Annotated in this window: 15 protein-coding genes; 10 read left to right on the top strand and 5 right to left on the bottom strand. The window is 63.0% G+C overall.

Features of this window, described 5'->3' with window-relative positions; translation table 11 throughout:
* Nucleotides 1–53: 53 nt before the first annotated feature.
* From ACYVKM_RS08330 to ACYVKM_RS08350, 5 genes are all read right to left on the bottom strand, one after another.
* The gene (locus tag ACYVKM_RS08330; protein WP_460877133.1) at nt 54–767 is read right to left on the bottom strand and encodes a TorF family putative porin; all 714 of its coding nucleotides are present in this window, start codon (nt 765–767) and stop codon (nt 54–56) included.
* Nucleotides 768–889: 122 nt separating this feature from the next.
* On the bottom strand, nt 890–1,597 hold the full coding sequence (locus ACYVKM_RS08335) for a c-type cytochrome (RefSeq protein WP_460877134.1): 708 nt from the start codon (nt 1,595–1,597) through the stop codon (nt 890–892).
* Between the two features lie 13 nt (nt 1,598–1,610).
* Nucleotides 1,611–4,244 carry an MtrB/PioB family outer membrane beta-barrel protein gene (locus tag ACYVKM_RS08340; protein WP_460877135.1) on the bottom strand — a complete coding sequence of 878 codons (2,634 nt, stop codon included), beginning with the start codon at nt 4,242–4,244 and terminating at the stop codon, nt 1,611–1,613.
* A gap of 25 nt (nt 4,245–4,269) precedes the next feature.
* A complete protein-coding gene (locus ACYVKM_RS08345) occupies nt 4,270–5,400 on the bottom strand; it encodes a DmsE family decaheme c-type cytochrome (protein WP_460877136.1) in 1,131 nt (376 codons plus the stop codon).
* A 53-nt stretch (nt 5,401–5,453) separates the two neighbouring features.
* The gene (locus tag ACYVKM_RS08350) at nt 5,454–5,633 is read right to left on the bottom strand and encodes a hypothetical protein (protein WP_460877137.1); all 180 of its coding nucleotides are present in this window, start codon (nt 5,631–5,633) and stop codon (nt 5,454–5,456) included.
* A 151-nt stretch (nt 5,634–5,784) separates the two neighbouring features.
* Between ACYVKM_RS08350 and ACYVKM_RS08355 the strand changes: the two genes are divergently transcribed.
* From ACYVKM_RS08355 to ACYVKM_RS08400, 10 genes are all read left to right on the top strand, one after another.
* Nucleotides 5,785–6,222: a sugar 3,4-ketoisomerase gene (locus tag ACYVKM_RS08355; RefSeq protein ID WP_460877138.1), complete on the top strand. Its 438-nt coding sequence runs from the start codon at nt 5,785–5,787 to the stop codon at nt 6,220–6,222.
* Nucleotides 6,207–6,872, top strand: coding sequence for an acetyltransferase (locus ACYVKM_RS08360; RefSeq protein ID WP_460877139.1), 666 nt, complete (start codon nt 6,207–6,209; stop codon nt 6,870–6,872). The genes ACYVKM_RS08355 and ACYVKM_RS08360 overlap by 16 nt, the downstream gene beginning before the upstream one ends.
* Nucleotides 6,873–6,879: 7 nt before the next feature.
* Nucleotides 6,880–7,833, top strand: a complete 954-nt coding sequence (locus ACYVKM_RS08365; RefSeq protein WP_460877140.1) for a hypothetical protein — start codon at nt 6,880–6,882, stop codon at nt 7,831–7,833.
* Entirely contained in the window at nt 7,820–8,752 is a 933-nt protein-coding gene (locus ACYVKM_RS08370) for a GNAT family N-acetyltransferase (RefSeq protein ID WP_460877804.1), read from the top strand. The genes ACYVKM_RS08365 and ACYVKM_RS08370 overlap by 14 nt, the downstream gene beginning before the upstream one ends.
* 44 nt (nt 8,753–8,796) lie before the next feature.
* Nucleotides 8,797–9,909: a DegT/DnrJ/EryC1/StrS family aminotransferase gene (locus ACYVKM_RS08375; RefSeq protein ID WP_460877805.1), complete on the top strand. Its 1,113-nt coding sequence runs from the start codon at nt 8,797–8,799 to the stop codon at nt 9,907–9,909.
* Complete coding sequence (locus ACYVKM_RS08380) at nt 9,906–11,156, top strand: O-antigen translocase (protein WP_460877141.1); 1,251 nt, start codon at nt 9,906–9,908, stop codon at nt 11,154–11,156. Before ACYVKM_RS08375 ends, ACYVKM_RS08380 begins: the two co-directional genes overlap by 4 nt.
* A gap of 2 nt (nt 11,157–11,158) precedes the next feature.
* A complete protein-coding gene (locus ACYVKM_RS08385; RefSeq protein ID WP_460877806.1) occupies nt 11,159–12,106 on the top strand; it encodes a glycosyltransferase in 948 nt (315 codons plus the stop codon).
* Nucleotides 12,103–13,317: an O-antigen polymerase gene (locus tag ACYVKM_RS08390; RefSeq protein WP_460877142.1), complete on the top strand. Its 1,215-nt coding sequence runs from the start codon at nt 12,103–12,105 to the stop codon at nt 13,315–13,317. Before ACYVKM_RS08385 ends, ACYVKM_RS08390 begins: the two co-directional genes overlap by 4 nt.
* A complete protein-coding gene (locus tag ACYVKM_RS08395; protein WP_460877143.1) occupies nt 13,304–14,140 on the top strand; it encodes a Wzz/FepE/Etk N-terminal domain-containing protein in 837 nt (278 codons plus the stop codon). Before ACYVKM_RS08390 ends, ACYVKM_RS08395 begins: the two co-directional genes overlap by 14 nt.
* Nucleotides 14,141–14,403: 263 nt before the next feature.
* Nucleotides 14,404–15,240: a class I SAM-dependent methyltransferase gene (locus tag ACYVKM_RS08400; protein ID WP_460877144.1), complete on the top strand. Its 837-nt coding sequence runs from the start codon at nt 14,404–14,406 to the stop codon at nt 15,238–15,240.
* The last annotated feature ends 1 nt before the right edge of the window (nt 15,241 follow it).

Below are 15,241 nucleotides of genomic sequence, written 5' to 3' on the forward strand. Positions count from 1 at the left end.
GCGGCTTGTTCGCTATGTAAGTGCCGTATCCACGCAAAAAGGTTGCTTTTGAATCAAAAGGATCGCGAAATTGTTGCGACCCAGGGGGAGGCGCCCAGATTGGCCCATTGTTGCCGTGTTTCCGGATCGGCCATGATGCGATCGAGTTCTATCCGCCAAGGCCCATGGCTCCACAATAACCCCGCATGGCCATAGCCGTGGAGGCCCGTGCGATCGTAGCTGTAAGAGCCTGCGTGGCCGTAGCCATACGGGGTATAGGGCGCGATGAGCGGCTGCGCGACGCCAACCCCGGCGGAAAGCGAGAAATGCCATGCCAACGGCCAATGGAAACTGAGATCGGCGGCACCACGCGGCTGATGATCCCTGGCGCCGATGACGTAGATGGCCGACATACCGAAGGTCAGCACGTCTCGATATGTCCAGTCGACGCCCGTTTCGGCCCGATCGTAGGCTCTTGAACGTGTTTCGCCAGGATATCTGTAGTAGAGCAGGTTCGCCTGCATCTGCCAGTCGTCGGAAAGCGACCAATAGCGGGATGCCTGGACAAGGGCTTCTACAACACGACCAGGCGAGCGCACTTCGGTGCTTCCCGACAGCCCCAGTGACCAGCCTGCGGGAGAAGTCCAGGATGCAGCCCCCTGCAATATCGGTGTATTGCCGGTAATGGCCTGACCCCGGTCGATCAATTCCGAGCTGAGTGCCGCGGTGCCGGTGAATGTTGTCGATTGGGCATGAAGCGGCATGGAAAGACATGCCGCAATGGCCATTGACATGAAACCCAGGCTGACGCGGGTGACGCTTGCATCAGCACGGTGTGGCACTGCCTTCCTGATCCCTGCGCCGGGGATGTTGCAAGGGCTGCTGGTTCGTTCTCGGAATCGTTGCCGATTCACTGCGTCACCACGTAGGTCGACAGCGCCTGTATGTCCGCATCGCTGAGCGTCTGTGCGACGCCGTGCATGATCAGCGCATTGCTCGTGCCGCCGCGCGCGCCGCTGCGGAAATCGCCCAGCGCCTTGGTCACGTAGATCGCCGATTGGCCGTGCAGTCTCGGGAAGGTCGACCACGGCGGCTGTGGTGCATCGCTGGAGTACACCCGAGGCCCTTGCCCCGTCGGGCCATGACAACCCTGGCAGGGCGGCACGCCCTGGGCTGGGTCGCCGTCGAGGAAGAGCCGTCCGCCGCGGGAGGCGGCATCGGCGTGCCCGGCCGGTTTGGGCGGGAGCGAGGCGTAATAGGCGGCCAGGTTGCGCATGTCCGCGTCGCTCAGCGCGGCGGCCTGACCACTCATGATCGGGTCGCTGCGCTGGCCGTTCTTGAGCGTCTTCAATTGCACATAAAGATAGGTCGCCGACTGCCCGGCCAGGTTCGGGAAGTTCGGCGCGATGGCTACACCCTGCGGCCCGTGGCAGGCGGCGCATACGGCTGATTTTGCCTGGCCGGCCGAGGCGTCGCCGGTGATCGGTTGTTGCCGGCGCAGGTCGGCCCATGCCGCCGGCGTGCGCACCGTAGTGCCCTCGGCCGCCATGGTGGAAAACGCGGGCAGCCACGGGATTGTCGCCATCACCAGATAAAGAACACGGTGCACGGAAGGCATGACGGTGTTCTCCTCAGAGCTTCACGTTCATGAAGACACCTACCACCATGGCATGCCAGTGTGGCTGTGGCCCCAACTCGGTGAAGACGCGGTTGCCGACGATGAGGTCGGCAGGCGTGTCGAAGCCGGCGTAGTTCCAGTCGACATAGTTGCCGAACTCGTATTTCCCGTACAAGCGCACGCCCAGCCTCCGGGTCAGAGCCAGATTCAGATTAGCCGTGAGCGTCTGCATGCGGTAGATGTTGGGAGGAAAACTGTTGCCGATATCCGCCGCAGTCAGGATCGGCAGGTACACCGAAGAAATCGCCGCCAGGCTGGCGTAGTTGTAGCTGTTCAAGCCGCGCGAATAGGTGTAGTCGTAGCTGAGGTCGAGCCTGACGCGCGGCGAGAAGACATGGTTGAAATGCGCGCTGGCATCGATGTCGCGTTCGTTGTCCGTCGCCGTCCAGAAATTGGCATACGGGAAAAACGGGCCGCCGAATTGCATGTCGGCCTGTTCCGGCGAGGAAAAGGTCAGCGCCTCGTTGTCATTGACGTTGCCCTGCTTGAGCCGGCTCGATTCGATGCCCGCATAGACGCTCATCGAGGTCGCCGCCGTCGGCTCCCAGTCCCATGAGAAATCGGCGCCGGTCGTGTCATAGGACTGCCGCCCGATATCCGCTCCGTAGCGAAGGCGGTTGCCATACAGCGTGGCGGTGAAGGTGGCTGTGGTTCCCAGCGGCTTGGTCAGGATCGCCTTGAGCTTGCTCGCATCGAGGTTGCTCATGTCGTACTTGTACATCTGGGCGACGGTGAACGCGGTATAGCCAACCGCAGGCAGCAGGTACCCGGGCATGGACGGCGAATACGCGGCGAGGTACGGATCGGGGTTATAGGGGCCGCCCGTGCGCTTCTGGTATTCATAGCTGAGACGCAGGGTTGCGTCGCCGAAGGCCTTGGTATCCCAACCCAGCTTGAAGTGCTGGTCGTTGATATAGGTACGTTCGCGCGGGTGCGGTGTCTGATAGTCGAGCAGGTAGCTCGCGCTCAGCGTGTTGTTCTGGTTGATCCGGTAGCTGCCACCCAGCTCCGTCTTGCGGTCGTTGTAGCTGAAGGGGATGCTGGCGATCTGCGCGAAGTTCGACTGGTAAAGGGGACTGCCAGGCTGGAACAGTTCGGTCTGCCCCCCGGTGGCAATCGGTTCCGCGCCGTTCTCGGGTACATAGCCATACTGCCCGGTCAACGGGTTGTACATGGTGTAGCGCGTCATGTTGTCTTCGTCGCGCTGGCGCAGGTTGACGTGCCAGCTGAGCTTCGCGGTCGGACGGAAATCCACGCGCAGGTTGAGCAGGCCGCTATCGATGCGCGCATCGCCGTCCTGCCGCGACAGCGCGGCCGTGGTGTTCCAGTCCGCACAGGCAATGCCGGTCGTGCCGAGATACTGTCCGCTCGGGCAATACATCGGGCTGAGCGGCGCCTGCAGCGGATCGTTTTGCCGCATGCTGCTGTAGGCCGCCGAAATGGAAAACTCGCCGTGCCAGAGCTTCAGCGGATGCGAAGCCTCCAGTCGCACGTTGTAGTAGTTGTTGTCCGGCTCCAGCGACCACGTGCCGCCGGTGACTGTCGAGGTGGAGCCCGGCGCTACGGCAAAAGGCACGGCATAGTCCAGGGTGCTCTTGTGGTCGCGGAAGAACGAGCCGGTCATGGTGAAGTTGAACAGCCAGCCCGAGGCGCCACCCTTGTTGCGCAGGCCAAGGTTGACGTCGGTGGTGGTGAAGTCGACCGGGCGCACCGTGTCGTACTGACCGCCGGACGTACCCGGAATGCTCGGCGTTCCCGGGCCGCCAGGCCCCGGGGCCACGAAGAAATAGCTCAGGTACATCGGGCCGCCCCAGTCGCGGTCGCCCGTGCGATGTTCGCTGGTCACGCCAGCGTAGCCGATCCAGTTCGGGGTCAGCGCGCTTTCCCAGCTGACACCCGCGCTCTGGCGCGTTACCGACAAGGTCCGGCGCGGCCGATTCGCTTCCACGGCCTGCACCTGGGCTGGCGTACTGCCGGTGGCGAGACCGTTGGGCAGGGTCAGGTTGGTTGAACCTACGCCGTTCCACAGCGGATAGGCCGTGGTGCTCAGGGTATGCGGGATGTCCCGGTAGAACGCCTCGATGTGATAGTCGCCGTAGCGACCGGTGCGCAGGCGGTAATACTGATCCTGGCTGCTGATCCGGCTGCCGCGGAAGTCGACGTACTGGCCGGTCTTGTGGTTCAGGGCGGAGAACGCGAGCAGGCTCAACGCGGGGCCGTTCTTCCAGCCCGAGTACATGCGGAAGAATTCGTCGTTGCGGTCGCCGCTGGTATGCATGTAGCCGAATTCGACCAGTCCGGCATAGGTCCAGTCTCCCGTGCCGAGCGGGGTCTCGTCGGGTACCTGGTGGGGGTAGGGATAGAGCATGCCGGTCGGCGTGCGCAGCTGGCCGGCATGCAGGTAGGACATGCCTGCCGGATCCGGCACGGCGTACGCTCCCCAGCCGGTGGGATCGAGGCTGTTGCCGTACTGGATGTTGCCCACGCGCTGGCTGTCGCTGGCATCGGCCTGCGCCAGCACCGGCAACGGGCCGACCAGGCCAAGTGTCAGGCCCAGCAGCGCAGTCAGAGGTTTACGCTTCGGCATATCTCCGCCCTTCACCGATGGCCGTTCACTGGTGGAACTTGGCGCCGTTGGGATCGTTGGAGCCGTGGATGTTGCTGTGGCAGCTCAGGCAACTGCGTCCCATCACGCGCTCGTCCGGCACCAGCCCGTTGCGCAGGCTCTGGCGCGTCAGCAGATCGTTGGGGTGGTCGCTATTGGTGTGGCACTGCTGGCACAGCATCGGCACCGGCAGCACCAGCAGGTTTTCCTGGTTCGAGCCGTGGGGGCTGTGGCAGTTGAGGCAGTTTTCGCCCACTGGCGCGTGCTCGAACAGGAACGGGCCACGCTTCTCGGCATGACAGGTTTCGCAGGTCTCGTTGACGGTGTCGGTCTTCAGCAACGGCTCGGTGATGCTGCCGTGCGGGTTGTGGCAGTCGACGCAGGAAATCTGTCCTTCCGGCAGCGGCATGTGCGAGCGGCGGTTGAACTGGGCGCGGACATCCTGGTGGCAGGTCGCGCACACCTGGTTGATGGAATCGTTCGCCAGCACGCCCTCGGCCGACTGCCGTGTCATCGGGTTGTGGCAGTCGGTGCAGGACAGCCCGCGCTCCTGGTGCACCGAGCCGATCCAGTGCTGGCGCGCGCCGCCGACGTGGCAGCTCAGGCAGGTGCTTGTCTGGGTATCGATCGGGGTCTTGGCGTCGTGCGTGAAGGCGATGATCAGGCCCGGAGCCGCGGGATTCTTCGCGTGCTCCGAGCCGGGGCCGTGACAGGTCTCGCAGGCGGCCTGCGGCCCGGTGTTGGCGCTGCCCGCGCGGAACGAGGCCACATGCAGGCTGTGCGAAGCCTGGATGTCTTCCAGCGCGTGGCAGGCGGCGCAGCTCTTCGCACCGATCGCATCCGCGCCGGGCGCCAGCGGGTTCTGCGGGATCGGGGCCGCATCGAACGGTGTGGCGGGGCTGCCGTCGAACGCACCTGCGTGCATGCCGCCACGCACCGATGCACCGGCACCCATGTCGGTGGAGGGCAACATGCGTGCGATATCGCTCTCGCTCAGGCGATTGGACGGCTGGTGGGCCGCGGGCTGGCCGGTGTTCGTGCTGTCACTTTGCTGTGCCATCGCACCGGACGACCACAGCAACACGCCGCCAAGACCGGTCATCACGGCCAGCAGCGCCGTCAACGATAGTGCTATCACACCCGTCTCCAGACGAGTCCTCTTTCTGACCAAGCTGCCTTTGCGCGTTGCCGTCATCCAGCCGATCCCCATGCATCCCCCATGGCTTGCTTCATGCCCAAAACGAGGCTCGTGCGCGTGATGTTGTAGAGAGCCTTGTGAAACTGGGTGCCGGTTGAGCCATGAAAGGTTGCATCCGGTGTTGAACGGGCCCGGGAACCCGCTTCCCGGTGGCCCTGCATCGCAATGGTCATGACGATCGCGCCCAACTTCGCAGCAGCAGTCGGCCTGTCATCCAGAGCGAAGCCGGTGCTCTGGCCATTCCCGATCCGACGCAACCTTTCCACACCGACGCGGCACTCAGGTATGTGGATGATCTTCAGAATTTAGGGGGTGGCCTGGAACATGGAAATCGAACGAATCCAGTTGCAGAAGCATGGCGACAGCCACGGCATGCTCATCGCCTTGGAAGAGGATCGGAACGTGCCCTTCGTGATCCGGCGCGTGTACTACATATTCGCCACGCAGAACGACGTGCATCGGGGCCGACACGCACATCGCCATCTGCATCAACTGGCGGTGGCAGTGCGAGGTTCCGTCACCTTTCTGCTGGACGACGGCAGCGGACCGGTCGAGGTCGTGCTCGACGATCCCTCGCATGGACTGATGCTTGGTCGCATGGTGTGGCGCGAGCTGTACGACTTCAGCGAGGATTGCGTGCTGATGGTGCTGGCCGACCAGTTGTACGACCAGAGCGATTACATCACCGACTACGACGATTTCCTGCGCGAGGTCAGCGGCGCCATGTACCTCGAGGACATGGCAGCATGTCAAGGCCGCTAGTCCTGATCGGAGCGGGCGAATTTGCGCAGATCGCCTGCGAATACTTCGAACACGACAGCGACTATGACGTGGTGGCTTTCAGCGTCGAGCGCGAATATCTCGGACAGCCGACGCTGGCGGGTCGTCCCGTGGTGGCCTACGAGACACTGGAAGCACACTACCCACCAACCGGTGTCGAAGTGTTCGTTGCCATCCCGGCCAGCCAGCTCAATCGCCTGCGCACGCGTTTTTACCAGGATGCCAAGCGACGTGGCTACCGGTTTGCCACGTATGTCAGCACGCGTGCCTTCGTGTGGCGCAATGCCGAGCTGGGTGAAAACAGCTTCATCTTCGAAGGCAACGTGATCCAGCCTTTCGTGCGCATCGGCAACAACTGCATTCTGTGGAGCGGCAATCACGTGGGGCATCGCACGGTCGTGCGCGACAACGTGTTCGTCGCCTCGCATGCGGTCATTTCAGGTTATTGCGAGATCGGCGAGAACAGCTTCATCGGTGTGAACGCCACCTTCAACGATCACGTGAAAGTCGCGCCCGGCAATCTGATCGGCGCCGGTGCGCTGGTCACGCGCGACACCGAGCCGGGGCGGATCTACGTCGGCTCGCCGGCCAAGGCTGTGCCCGGCAAATCCAGCCTCGAAGCGGGGCTTTGAAGAACGCATGTTCGAATGGAGCAAGAAAGGGCTGGTGTTCGAAACCGCGCGGCATGGCGTGGGTGGCTGGATGCGTCACTCGGCGCTTACGCCGACCCCGTATCGCATCGACGATGAGCTCATACGCGTCTATGCGGGGTTTCGCGATGCCGATGGCGTCAGCCGTATCGGCTACGTCGACGTGCGGGCAGACGATCCTGCGAGCATCGTGCGCGTCAGTGCCGAACCGGTACTCGACATAGGTCGGGACGGCTGCTTCGACGACAACGGCGTGATCCTGGGGGATATCGTCGATGCGCCGGGCGGTCTGCACCTGTTCTACGTCGGCTTCCAGCGTGTGGCCAAGGCCAAGTTCCTGGCCTTTACCGGCGTGGCCATTTCGACCGACGGCGGCCATCGTTTCGAGCGCACGCAGGAAACCCCCATCCTGGACCGCGCGCAGGGTCGCAGCATGATCGGCGCTGTGCATTCCGTCATTCATGAAAACGGCCGCTGGCGCATGTGGTATGCCGCTGGCGACGATTGGGAAACCATTGGCGGCTGCCCCTTTCCGCGTTACCACATTCGTTATATGGAGATGGACGATCTTGGTGCGATACCGCACAAGGATCATGCCTGCCTGCTGCCGCGCGGCAACGAATACCGGATCGGCCGGCCGCGCGTGTATCGGCTCGACGGCAAGTACGTCATGTACTTCACTCGAGGCAATGTCACCGGCGAATACTTTCCTGGTCTTGCCTACAGCGATGACGGCATCGGCTGGGAACGCCGCGACGAAACGCTCGGCCTGACGCTGTCCGCCAGCGGCTGGGACTCACGGGTCATCTGTTATCCCGCACTGATCCGCCAGCGTGACAAGTTGCTGATGTTCTACAACGGCAACGACATGGGGGCGGATGGATTCGGCGTGGCCGAGGCCAACGGTGACCGCTTCGACGGCGATGCTCATGTTCGCGATTAGACCTTACGCCAAGGCGGACGCGAATGCCTGGGACGCCGTCGTCGAGCGCTCCAGAAACGGCAACCTGATGCATCGGCGCGGCTACATGGATTATCACGCCGACCGTTTTGTCGATGGCTCGCTGATGGTCGAAAACAATGGCGAGGCCGTGGCGGTTTTCCCTGCCTGCATCGGGGACAACACGGTGACGAGTCACGCCGGCCTCAGCTATGCAGGACTCATCACGACGCATGCCCTGCGTGCCGAATCGACGCTCGCGGTGTTCGAGCAGATGGGCGGCCACTATCGTGCGCTTGGCGCGGAACGCATCATCTACAAGGCAGTGCCGCATGTGTTTCATGCCTACCCCGCCGAAGAGGATCTGTATGCCTTGCATCGGCTGGGAGCGCAGCTGAAGCGCCGCGATCTTTCCTCGGTCATTTCGCTGCAGGAAGCGTTTCACTTCACGTCGGGTCGCCGGCATGCCATCGACAAGGCGAAAAGGGCAGGCGTCCGTGTGCAGTCTGGCGTCGATCTGGGAGTCTTTCACAGCTTGCTCTCCGACGTGCTGCGCAAACACGATGCCGTGCCGACTCACAGTCTGGCGGAGTTGTGTCTGCTGCAGGCGCGCTTTCCGCAGCAGATCGTGTTGCATGAGGCACGCCACGAAGGCGCCTTGCTGGCGGGCGTTCTTGTCTACGACTTCGGCAGGGTTGTGCACACCCAGTACATGGCTGTCTCGGAGGAGGGGCGGCACCTGGACGCGCTCAGTTTCCTGCTGGCGGAGTTGATCGAGAATACGTACGCAACGCGACTCCATTTCAGTTTCGGCATTTCGACCGAGCAGGAGGGGCGCGTGCTCAATGGTGGGCTGATCGCGCAAAAGGAATATTTCGGTGCCCGCGCCGTCGTGCACGATTTCTACGAGTGGCGGCTCTGATGGAGACCGATCTGATGGAGACCGCCCTGATGGACGCCGCCCAGATGGATGTCCCCTTCCTGAGCCTCAAGGACGTCAATGCGCGCTACGCCGATGAACTGAAGGCTGCGGCTGCGCGCGTGATCGATTCGGGCTGGTACGTGCTTGGCGAGGAACTGGCGGCCTTCGAACACGAGTTTGCCGCCTACTGTGGCGTGCGCCATGCCGTGGGCGTCGGCAATGGGCTGGACGCGCTGTCGCTGATCCTGCGTGGCTACAAGGAACTCGGCGTGATCGAAGAGGGCGACGAGGTCATCGTTCCCGGCAATACCTTCATTGCCAGCTTTCTTGCCATCACCGGGAACCGGCTGGTGCCGGTACCGGTGGAGCCCGATCCGACAAGTTTCAACCTGGATCCGACCGGCGTGGAGGCGGCCATCGGGCCACGCACGCGCGCGATCATGGCGGTGCATCTGTACGGCCAGCTGGCGGATATGCATGCGCTGTCTGCGCTGGCCCGGCGGCACAACCTTCTGTTGATCGAAGACGCGGCACAGGCCCATGGCGCGATGAGCGACGGCCGCAAGGCCGGTGCGTTCGGCGATGCGGCAGGCTTCAGCTTTTTCCCCGCGAAGAACCTTGGCGCGCTGGGCGATGGCGGCGCGGTGGTGACCGGCGACACCGCGCTGGCGCAGCGGATCGCGGCGCTGCGCAACTACGGTTCCGACGTGAAGTACCGCCATCTTTTCCAGGGCCTCAACTCGCGGCTCGACGAAATGCAGGCGGCGATGCTGCGGGTGAAGCTGAAGTATCTCGACGAGGACATCGCACGGCGTCGCCGCGTGGCGCGCCGCTATCGCGACGGTATCCGTCATCCGCAGATCCTGGTGCCGGAGGTGGCGCGGGAAGAACAGCACGCCTGGCATCTGTTCGTGGTCCGCTGCTCTCGCCGTGACGCCTTGCAACGGCATCTGCAGGCGCACGGCATCCAGAGCCAGGTGCATTACCCGGTGCCACCGCACTTGCAACCGGCCTACGCCGCCTTGCGAGACGCCGATCTGCCACTGACGGAACGATTGCACGATGAAGTGCTGAGCCTTCCGATGGGACCGACGCTGAGCGATGACGCGGTGGACCGGGTGATCGAAGCCTGCCAGGCATTCGAGTGCCCCGCATGAACATCGTCCGCACCGGTTTCTACACCACGATCGCCACGGCTGCGAGGCTGCTCGCGGCCCTGGTCGTGATCAAGCTGGTGGCATGGTTCGCGGGCCCTGCGGGGGTGGGCAAGCTGGGCCAGTTCATGAGCCTCATGTCGTTGCTGGCCGTGCTGGCCGGTGGCGGCATCAGCGCCGGCATCGTCAAGTACGTCGCCGAATACCGCCACGACGCGCAAAAATTGTCGCGCCTGCTTGCTGCGGCGCTCTGGTATGCGCTCTGCGCATCCTGCCTGATGGGAGGCGTCGCGCTGCTGTTCAGCCGGCAGATGGCGCTCTGGCTGCTGGGCGATCCGGGTTATGCAAGCCTGATCCGCGTACTCGCCGTGGCCCAGCTCGGCATTGCACTGGTCAACTACATGCTTGCCGTGATCAACGGCTTCATGGATGTGCGCCGGCTTGCCTTCATCCAGGTGCTGGGATCGGCTTTCAGCATCGTACTGGTGCTCTGGCTGTCGCGCTGGCTGCATCTGTACGGCGCGCTGCTGGCACTCGTCCTGGGCCAGCTGCTGTGCCTTGCCGTCGGCTTGCCGGCCTGGTGGCGCAGCCCATACTTCCGGCGCAGCATGCTGCGGATGCATTTCGACCGCGAAATGACCCTGCGGCTCGCGGGCTTTTCGGTGATGACGCTCAGCTCCGCCTTGCTGCCGCCCATGATCAATATCGCGGTTCGCGACCACCTTGCGGCCCAGTTCGGCTGGGAGCAGGTCGGTTACTGGCAGGCCGTGAGCAAGGTGTCGGATGCCTATCTGCTGTTCCTCACCACGGCTATCAATATCTACTACTTGCCCAAGCTGGCGTCGACGCACGAGCGCGAATCCCTGGCTCTTGAACTGCGCCATGCCTACCGCTACCTGCTGCCCGCCGTCGTCGCGATGGCGGCCGTGGTCTATGCCTTGAGAGGCTGGGTGACACGCCTGCTGTTCAGTGCGGACTTCACTGCCGCCAATGCCTTGTACGGACCACAGCTGGTGGGCGATGTCATCAAGATCGCCTCCTTCATCCTGTCCTACGTCATGCTGGCCAAGGCCATGACGCGGCTGTTCGTGATATCCGAGTGCGTGTTTGCAGCCAGCTATCTGGCGCTGGTTTATATGCTTACCGCGCACTTCGGCCTCGTCGGGGCGATGTACGCCTTCACGATCAACTATCTCTTCTACCTCGCGTTCACCGTGCTGGTCGTACGACGTTACCTGGGGAGGCTGTGATGATGGCCTTCGACGTATCAAGGGACGCGACGGCGATGCCGCTGGTCTCCGTTCTCATACCCGCCTTCAACCACGAGCGTTTCGTGCAGCGCTGCCTGGACAGCGTGCTGGAAGATCCGTATCCGGCCAAGGAACTCATCATCATCGATGACGGGTCGACCGACAGGACCGCCGAAAGGATTGCCGATTGGGTGGCGACGCATTGCATGGAACTTCCGATCGAATACGTGCACAGGGAGAACAGGGGCATCGCTGCGACCTTGAACGAACTGGTGGCGCGTGCCAGCGGAGAGTTCCTCCGGCCAGGCGCCAGTGATGACTACCTGTTGCCCGGAGGCCTTGATGCCCAGGTCCGCTATCTGCTGGCGCATCCGGACAAAGGAGCGGTGATCGGTGATTCGGTCGTCGTCGATCGGGACGGGAAAAAAATCCATGACAGCGGCATGCGCGATCTTCACGGTGCCGACAAGACTCTCTATCGATCGGACGACGGCATACGACGCGCCGTCATCAGCCAGTGGGCCATCGGAGGGCCGGTCGCCTTGATGCGAAGGAGCGCGCTCGATACCGCCGACCGCTGGAGCGAAGGCCTGCGCATCGAAGACTGGGATCTCTTTCTTCGCCTGGCGGCCCGTGATGCGCTTGGCTTCATCGACGTCAGCGTCTGCGCGTACCGCATTCACAGCACCAACCTGAGCAAGACGCGACACACGGCGACCCGGGTCATCAATCTCGTCGAGTCGAGGCAGGTTGCGACGCGCCGGGCATGCTTGTTCGACGAACCCTACAGAACCTTGCTCAGGGCGCAGTCGCACTATATCGGGGCCAAGATTTCGTTCCTGCAGAGACAGCTGTGGCCCTTGGCATTCCACATGCTGGCGTATCTGTCGCTGATGGTTCTGTCAAAGGTCAGGCTTCCGTCCGAAAGTCCTGGTGCGGAGGCGACATGAAACGCTTGCTGTGTCTTCCCTCGACCTGGCTCGGGCTGCCGATCCTGCTTGCCTGCGGACTTACCTGGCTCACCTACGATCTTTCCGCCGATTACCTGCAAGGTCTGTTTTTGCTGGCCGTGGTTGCCGTGGCCGTCATGCTGCTAGACGTGCTGGCGGGTGTCAGGATTCCGGATGCCGTGCGATTTCACTCGCGTCACTATGCGGGTACCCGCGATTCGTTTGTCGCGTTGGCTTTTGCCGGCCTGATCGTTCTTTTCTGTCTACTCGATCTGGCGCTGTTTTCCATTCCACTGCTCAACAAGCCGTCGTCCTACGCCACGATGGAAGGCGGCCACGAGCATATCCGGCACATTTCGGACATGTGCTGGGTACTTCCTCCGATCGGGCTGCTCTGCGTCAGGAGCAGGTGGCTGCGCAACATGCTCATCGCCATCGGGTTCCTGTTTCCCATCCTGGTGATCGACCGGAACAGGGTTTTCGCCACCGTGTTTTCGTTTGCGCTCGTCATTGTGTTGCGCAGGGACGAGACAAAGCCATTGCCGTGGAAAGCCGTCGGCTTCCTGGCGCTCGCAGGCAGCAGTGTTTTTTCGATACTCGGCATACTGCGGTCCGGGCCGCTGGATCACGTCACGCTGCCCTTCAGTGCCATGTATCACGCGGCTCCGCAGGGCATCAAATGGCTGCTGCTTTACGGTAGCGCCGGCCCCTACAACTTCAGCGCCATACTGGCCAAGCACTACTCCAACGCGAATTTCCTCATCAATCAGGTGGTTCCGTTGAGCGGGTCTGTCGCGACGGCCGGGACGGATATCCCGCTGGATGCGCCGAATATCAACGTGGGTACGGAGTTCTTTCCCTTCCTGATGGCGTTCGGCCCCCTTGGTGCGGTGGCTGCGGTCTTCGTGCTGTACGGCATGCTGCTGTGGAGCGTGCGGCGCCTTCGTCCGACGGTCCCGCTGTTTTCCTTCCTGATTTTCCTGCGCGTTTCCTACGTGTGCGTGATGTCGCCCTTCGCACCGCAGGCTTTCACGTGGACGAACGCCGGTTTTATCGGCCTGTGTCTTCTCATGCAGGTTTTCTCGGCATGGCTACCGAACAGAAGACCGCGGGAACCGGCAGGCACCGGGCAGAGGCATGCGCCCGCGATTGTCGTGCAAACCGTGTCTCCACCCTCTCTCCAGCGAGTACAGAACCATGGAACAAGATGAAATCTATCTGATCGATCTCTGGCGGATATTCTCCCGCGGGTGGATGTGGTTCGTTGCCGTGCTGGTCGTGACCCTGGCTTGCACCTATGCCTTCGCGCACCTGGCGAAGCGCCAGTGGGAAGCGACCGCCTGGATCCAGATCGCGCAGGTCGGGCAGGTGCCGTCGGGTCAGGATCTGAAGGTCGAACCGCTGCAGCGGGTGATCGAGCGGCTGCAGCTGGTGCCGTTTGAAAACGAGATATTGAAAAGCGCCGGCTATGCGTCCGATTCGTCCGTGGCACAGCTTTACCGCAAGAGTCTGAAGGTGGAGCCCATGCTCTACGCGGGCTCGCTCGTCCGGCTGACCGTGCGGGGATACTCCCGGCAGCAGGCCAGCGAGCTCGCCACGGCGACGGTCACCCAGCTGCGTGCGCTCCACCAGCGCCTCGAAGAGATGCCGCTGGAGTCGGCGCGCGCGCACCTTGCCCAGATCGAGGCCGACCTGCAGACCGCCGAAGCCGACCGGTCCCGTTATCAGCAGGCAGCCGCGCCAGGAAACAAGGACGATGCGGGAAGCAAGGGTGTCCTGAATCCGATGCTCGCCAGTGTGCTGCTGGCCAACAAGAATGACGAGATCCGCAGCTTGCAGCAGGCGAAGAGCGATCTCGTCGATCGCCTCGGCCCTACCTACACGTATGAAACGTCGATGATGTGGCCGGTCTATGTTCCCGACAAACAGGCGTTTCCGAATCCCGAGCTGACTTATGGCATCGGCCTCTTGCTGGGAGTTTGTCTTGGCGCATTCGCGACCGTCGCGAGAGGCGCCAAGCGACGATCCCCATAGAAGTGGCCCGCTTTCGCCGAGAGACGGGATCGGGTGCAGGGTTCATGGCGCTGAGGCGGGTGATACATCCGCTCGCCAGCGTCATTCAACCAAAACGGCCCATGCCGGCACTCACTGAGCAGTCCAGTGAAGTTGCCGGGGATCAGCCGGTGGTCGGCCCGTGGGTGTGGTGATGAGCGGAGGGCTGCATTGCGGTGGAGCGGAGTTCGATCGAGATGAGCGGGCAGCACACGTCTGAAACCAGGTGCCAGGCTGGGTCCGCCATGGGCGCTCGCCAGCACCCACGGGGCGCGTCCCTGGACGAAGCGCAATTGCTTGAGACGCAGCATGCCTTCGACAGTGTTGCCGCCGACTATGACGGTCCTCGCGGCAACAACGAGCTGATCCAGCGCATGCGGCTGACCCTGTGGGACACCGTGCACAGCGAGGTGCCGGCTGGCGCTCGCTTGCTCGACCTGGGATGCGGTACCGGCATCGATGCGCTCGAATTTGCACGACGTGGTTTCCATGTCGTTGCCACCGACTGGTCGCCACTGATGGTCGAACGCACGCGGGCACGCGCCGCCGCCACGGCCCTGCAGTCACGCGTAACGGCGGCGCACCTCGGCGTCCAGCAACTCGACCAGCTGGACGGCGAGTTCGATGGCATCTATTCGAACTTCGGCCCCTTGAACTGTGCGCCGGACCTCGGTGCCGTCGCGGCCGAATGCGCACGTCTGCTGCGGCCCGGCGGCAGCCTGGTTTTTTCGGTGATGGGACGGATCTGTCCGTGGGAGCTGGGCCACTACGCGCTGCGCGGCCGCTTCAAGCGGGCCGGCGTGCGGGCCGCGCGAGGCGCGACGGCGGTCGGCATGAACCGCCACACGATCTGGACTTACTACTACCTGCCGCGCGAGTTCTATCGCGCCTTCGCCGGACACTTCTCGCTGCAGAGCTATCGCGCGCTGAGCCTGTTCATGCCACCGCCTTACCTGGTGGATTACTACCGGCGTCGACGCGACTGGTGCGAGCGGCTGGGGCGGCTGGACGATCGCCTGGGTGGCCTGCCGCTGCTGCGTGACATGGGCGACCACTTCCTGATCGTGATGCGACGGCGCTGAG

This window comes from Rhodanobacter koreensis, assembly GCF_054782855.1.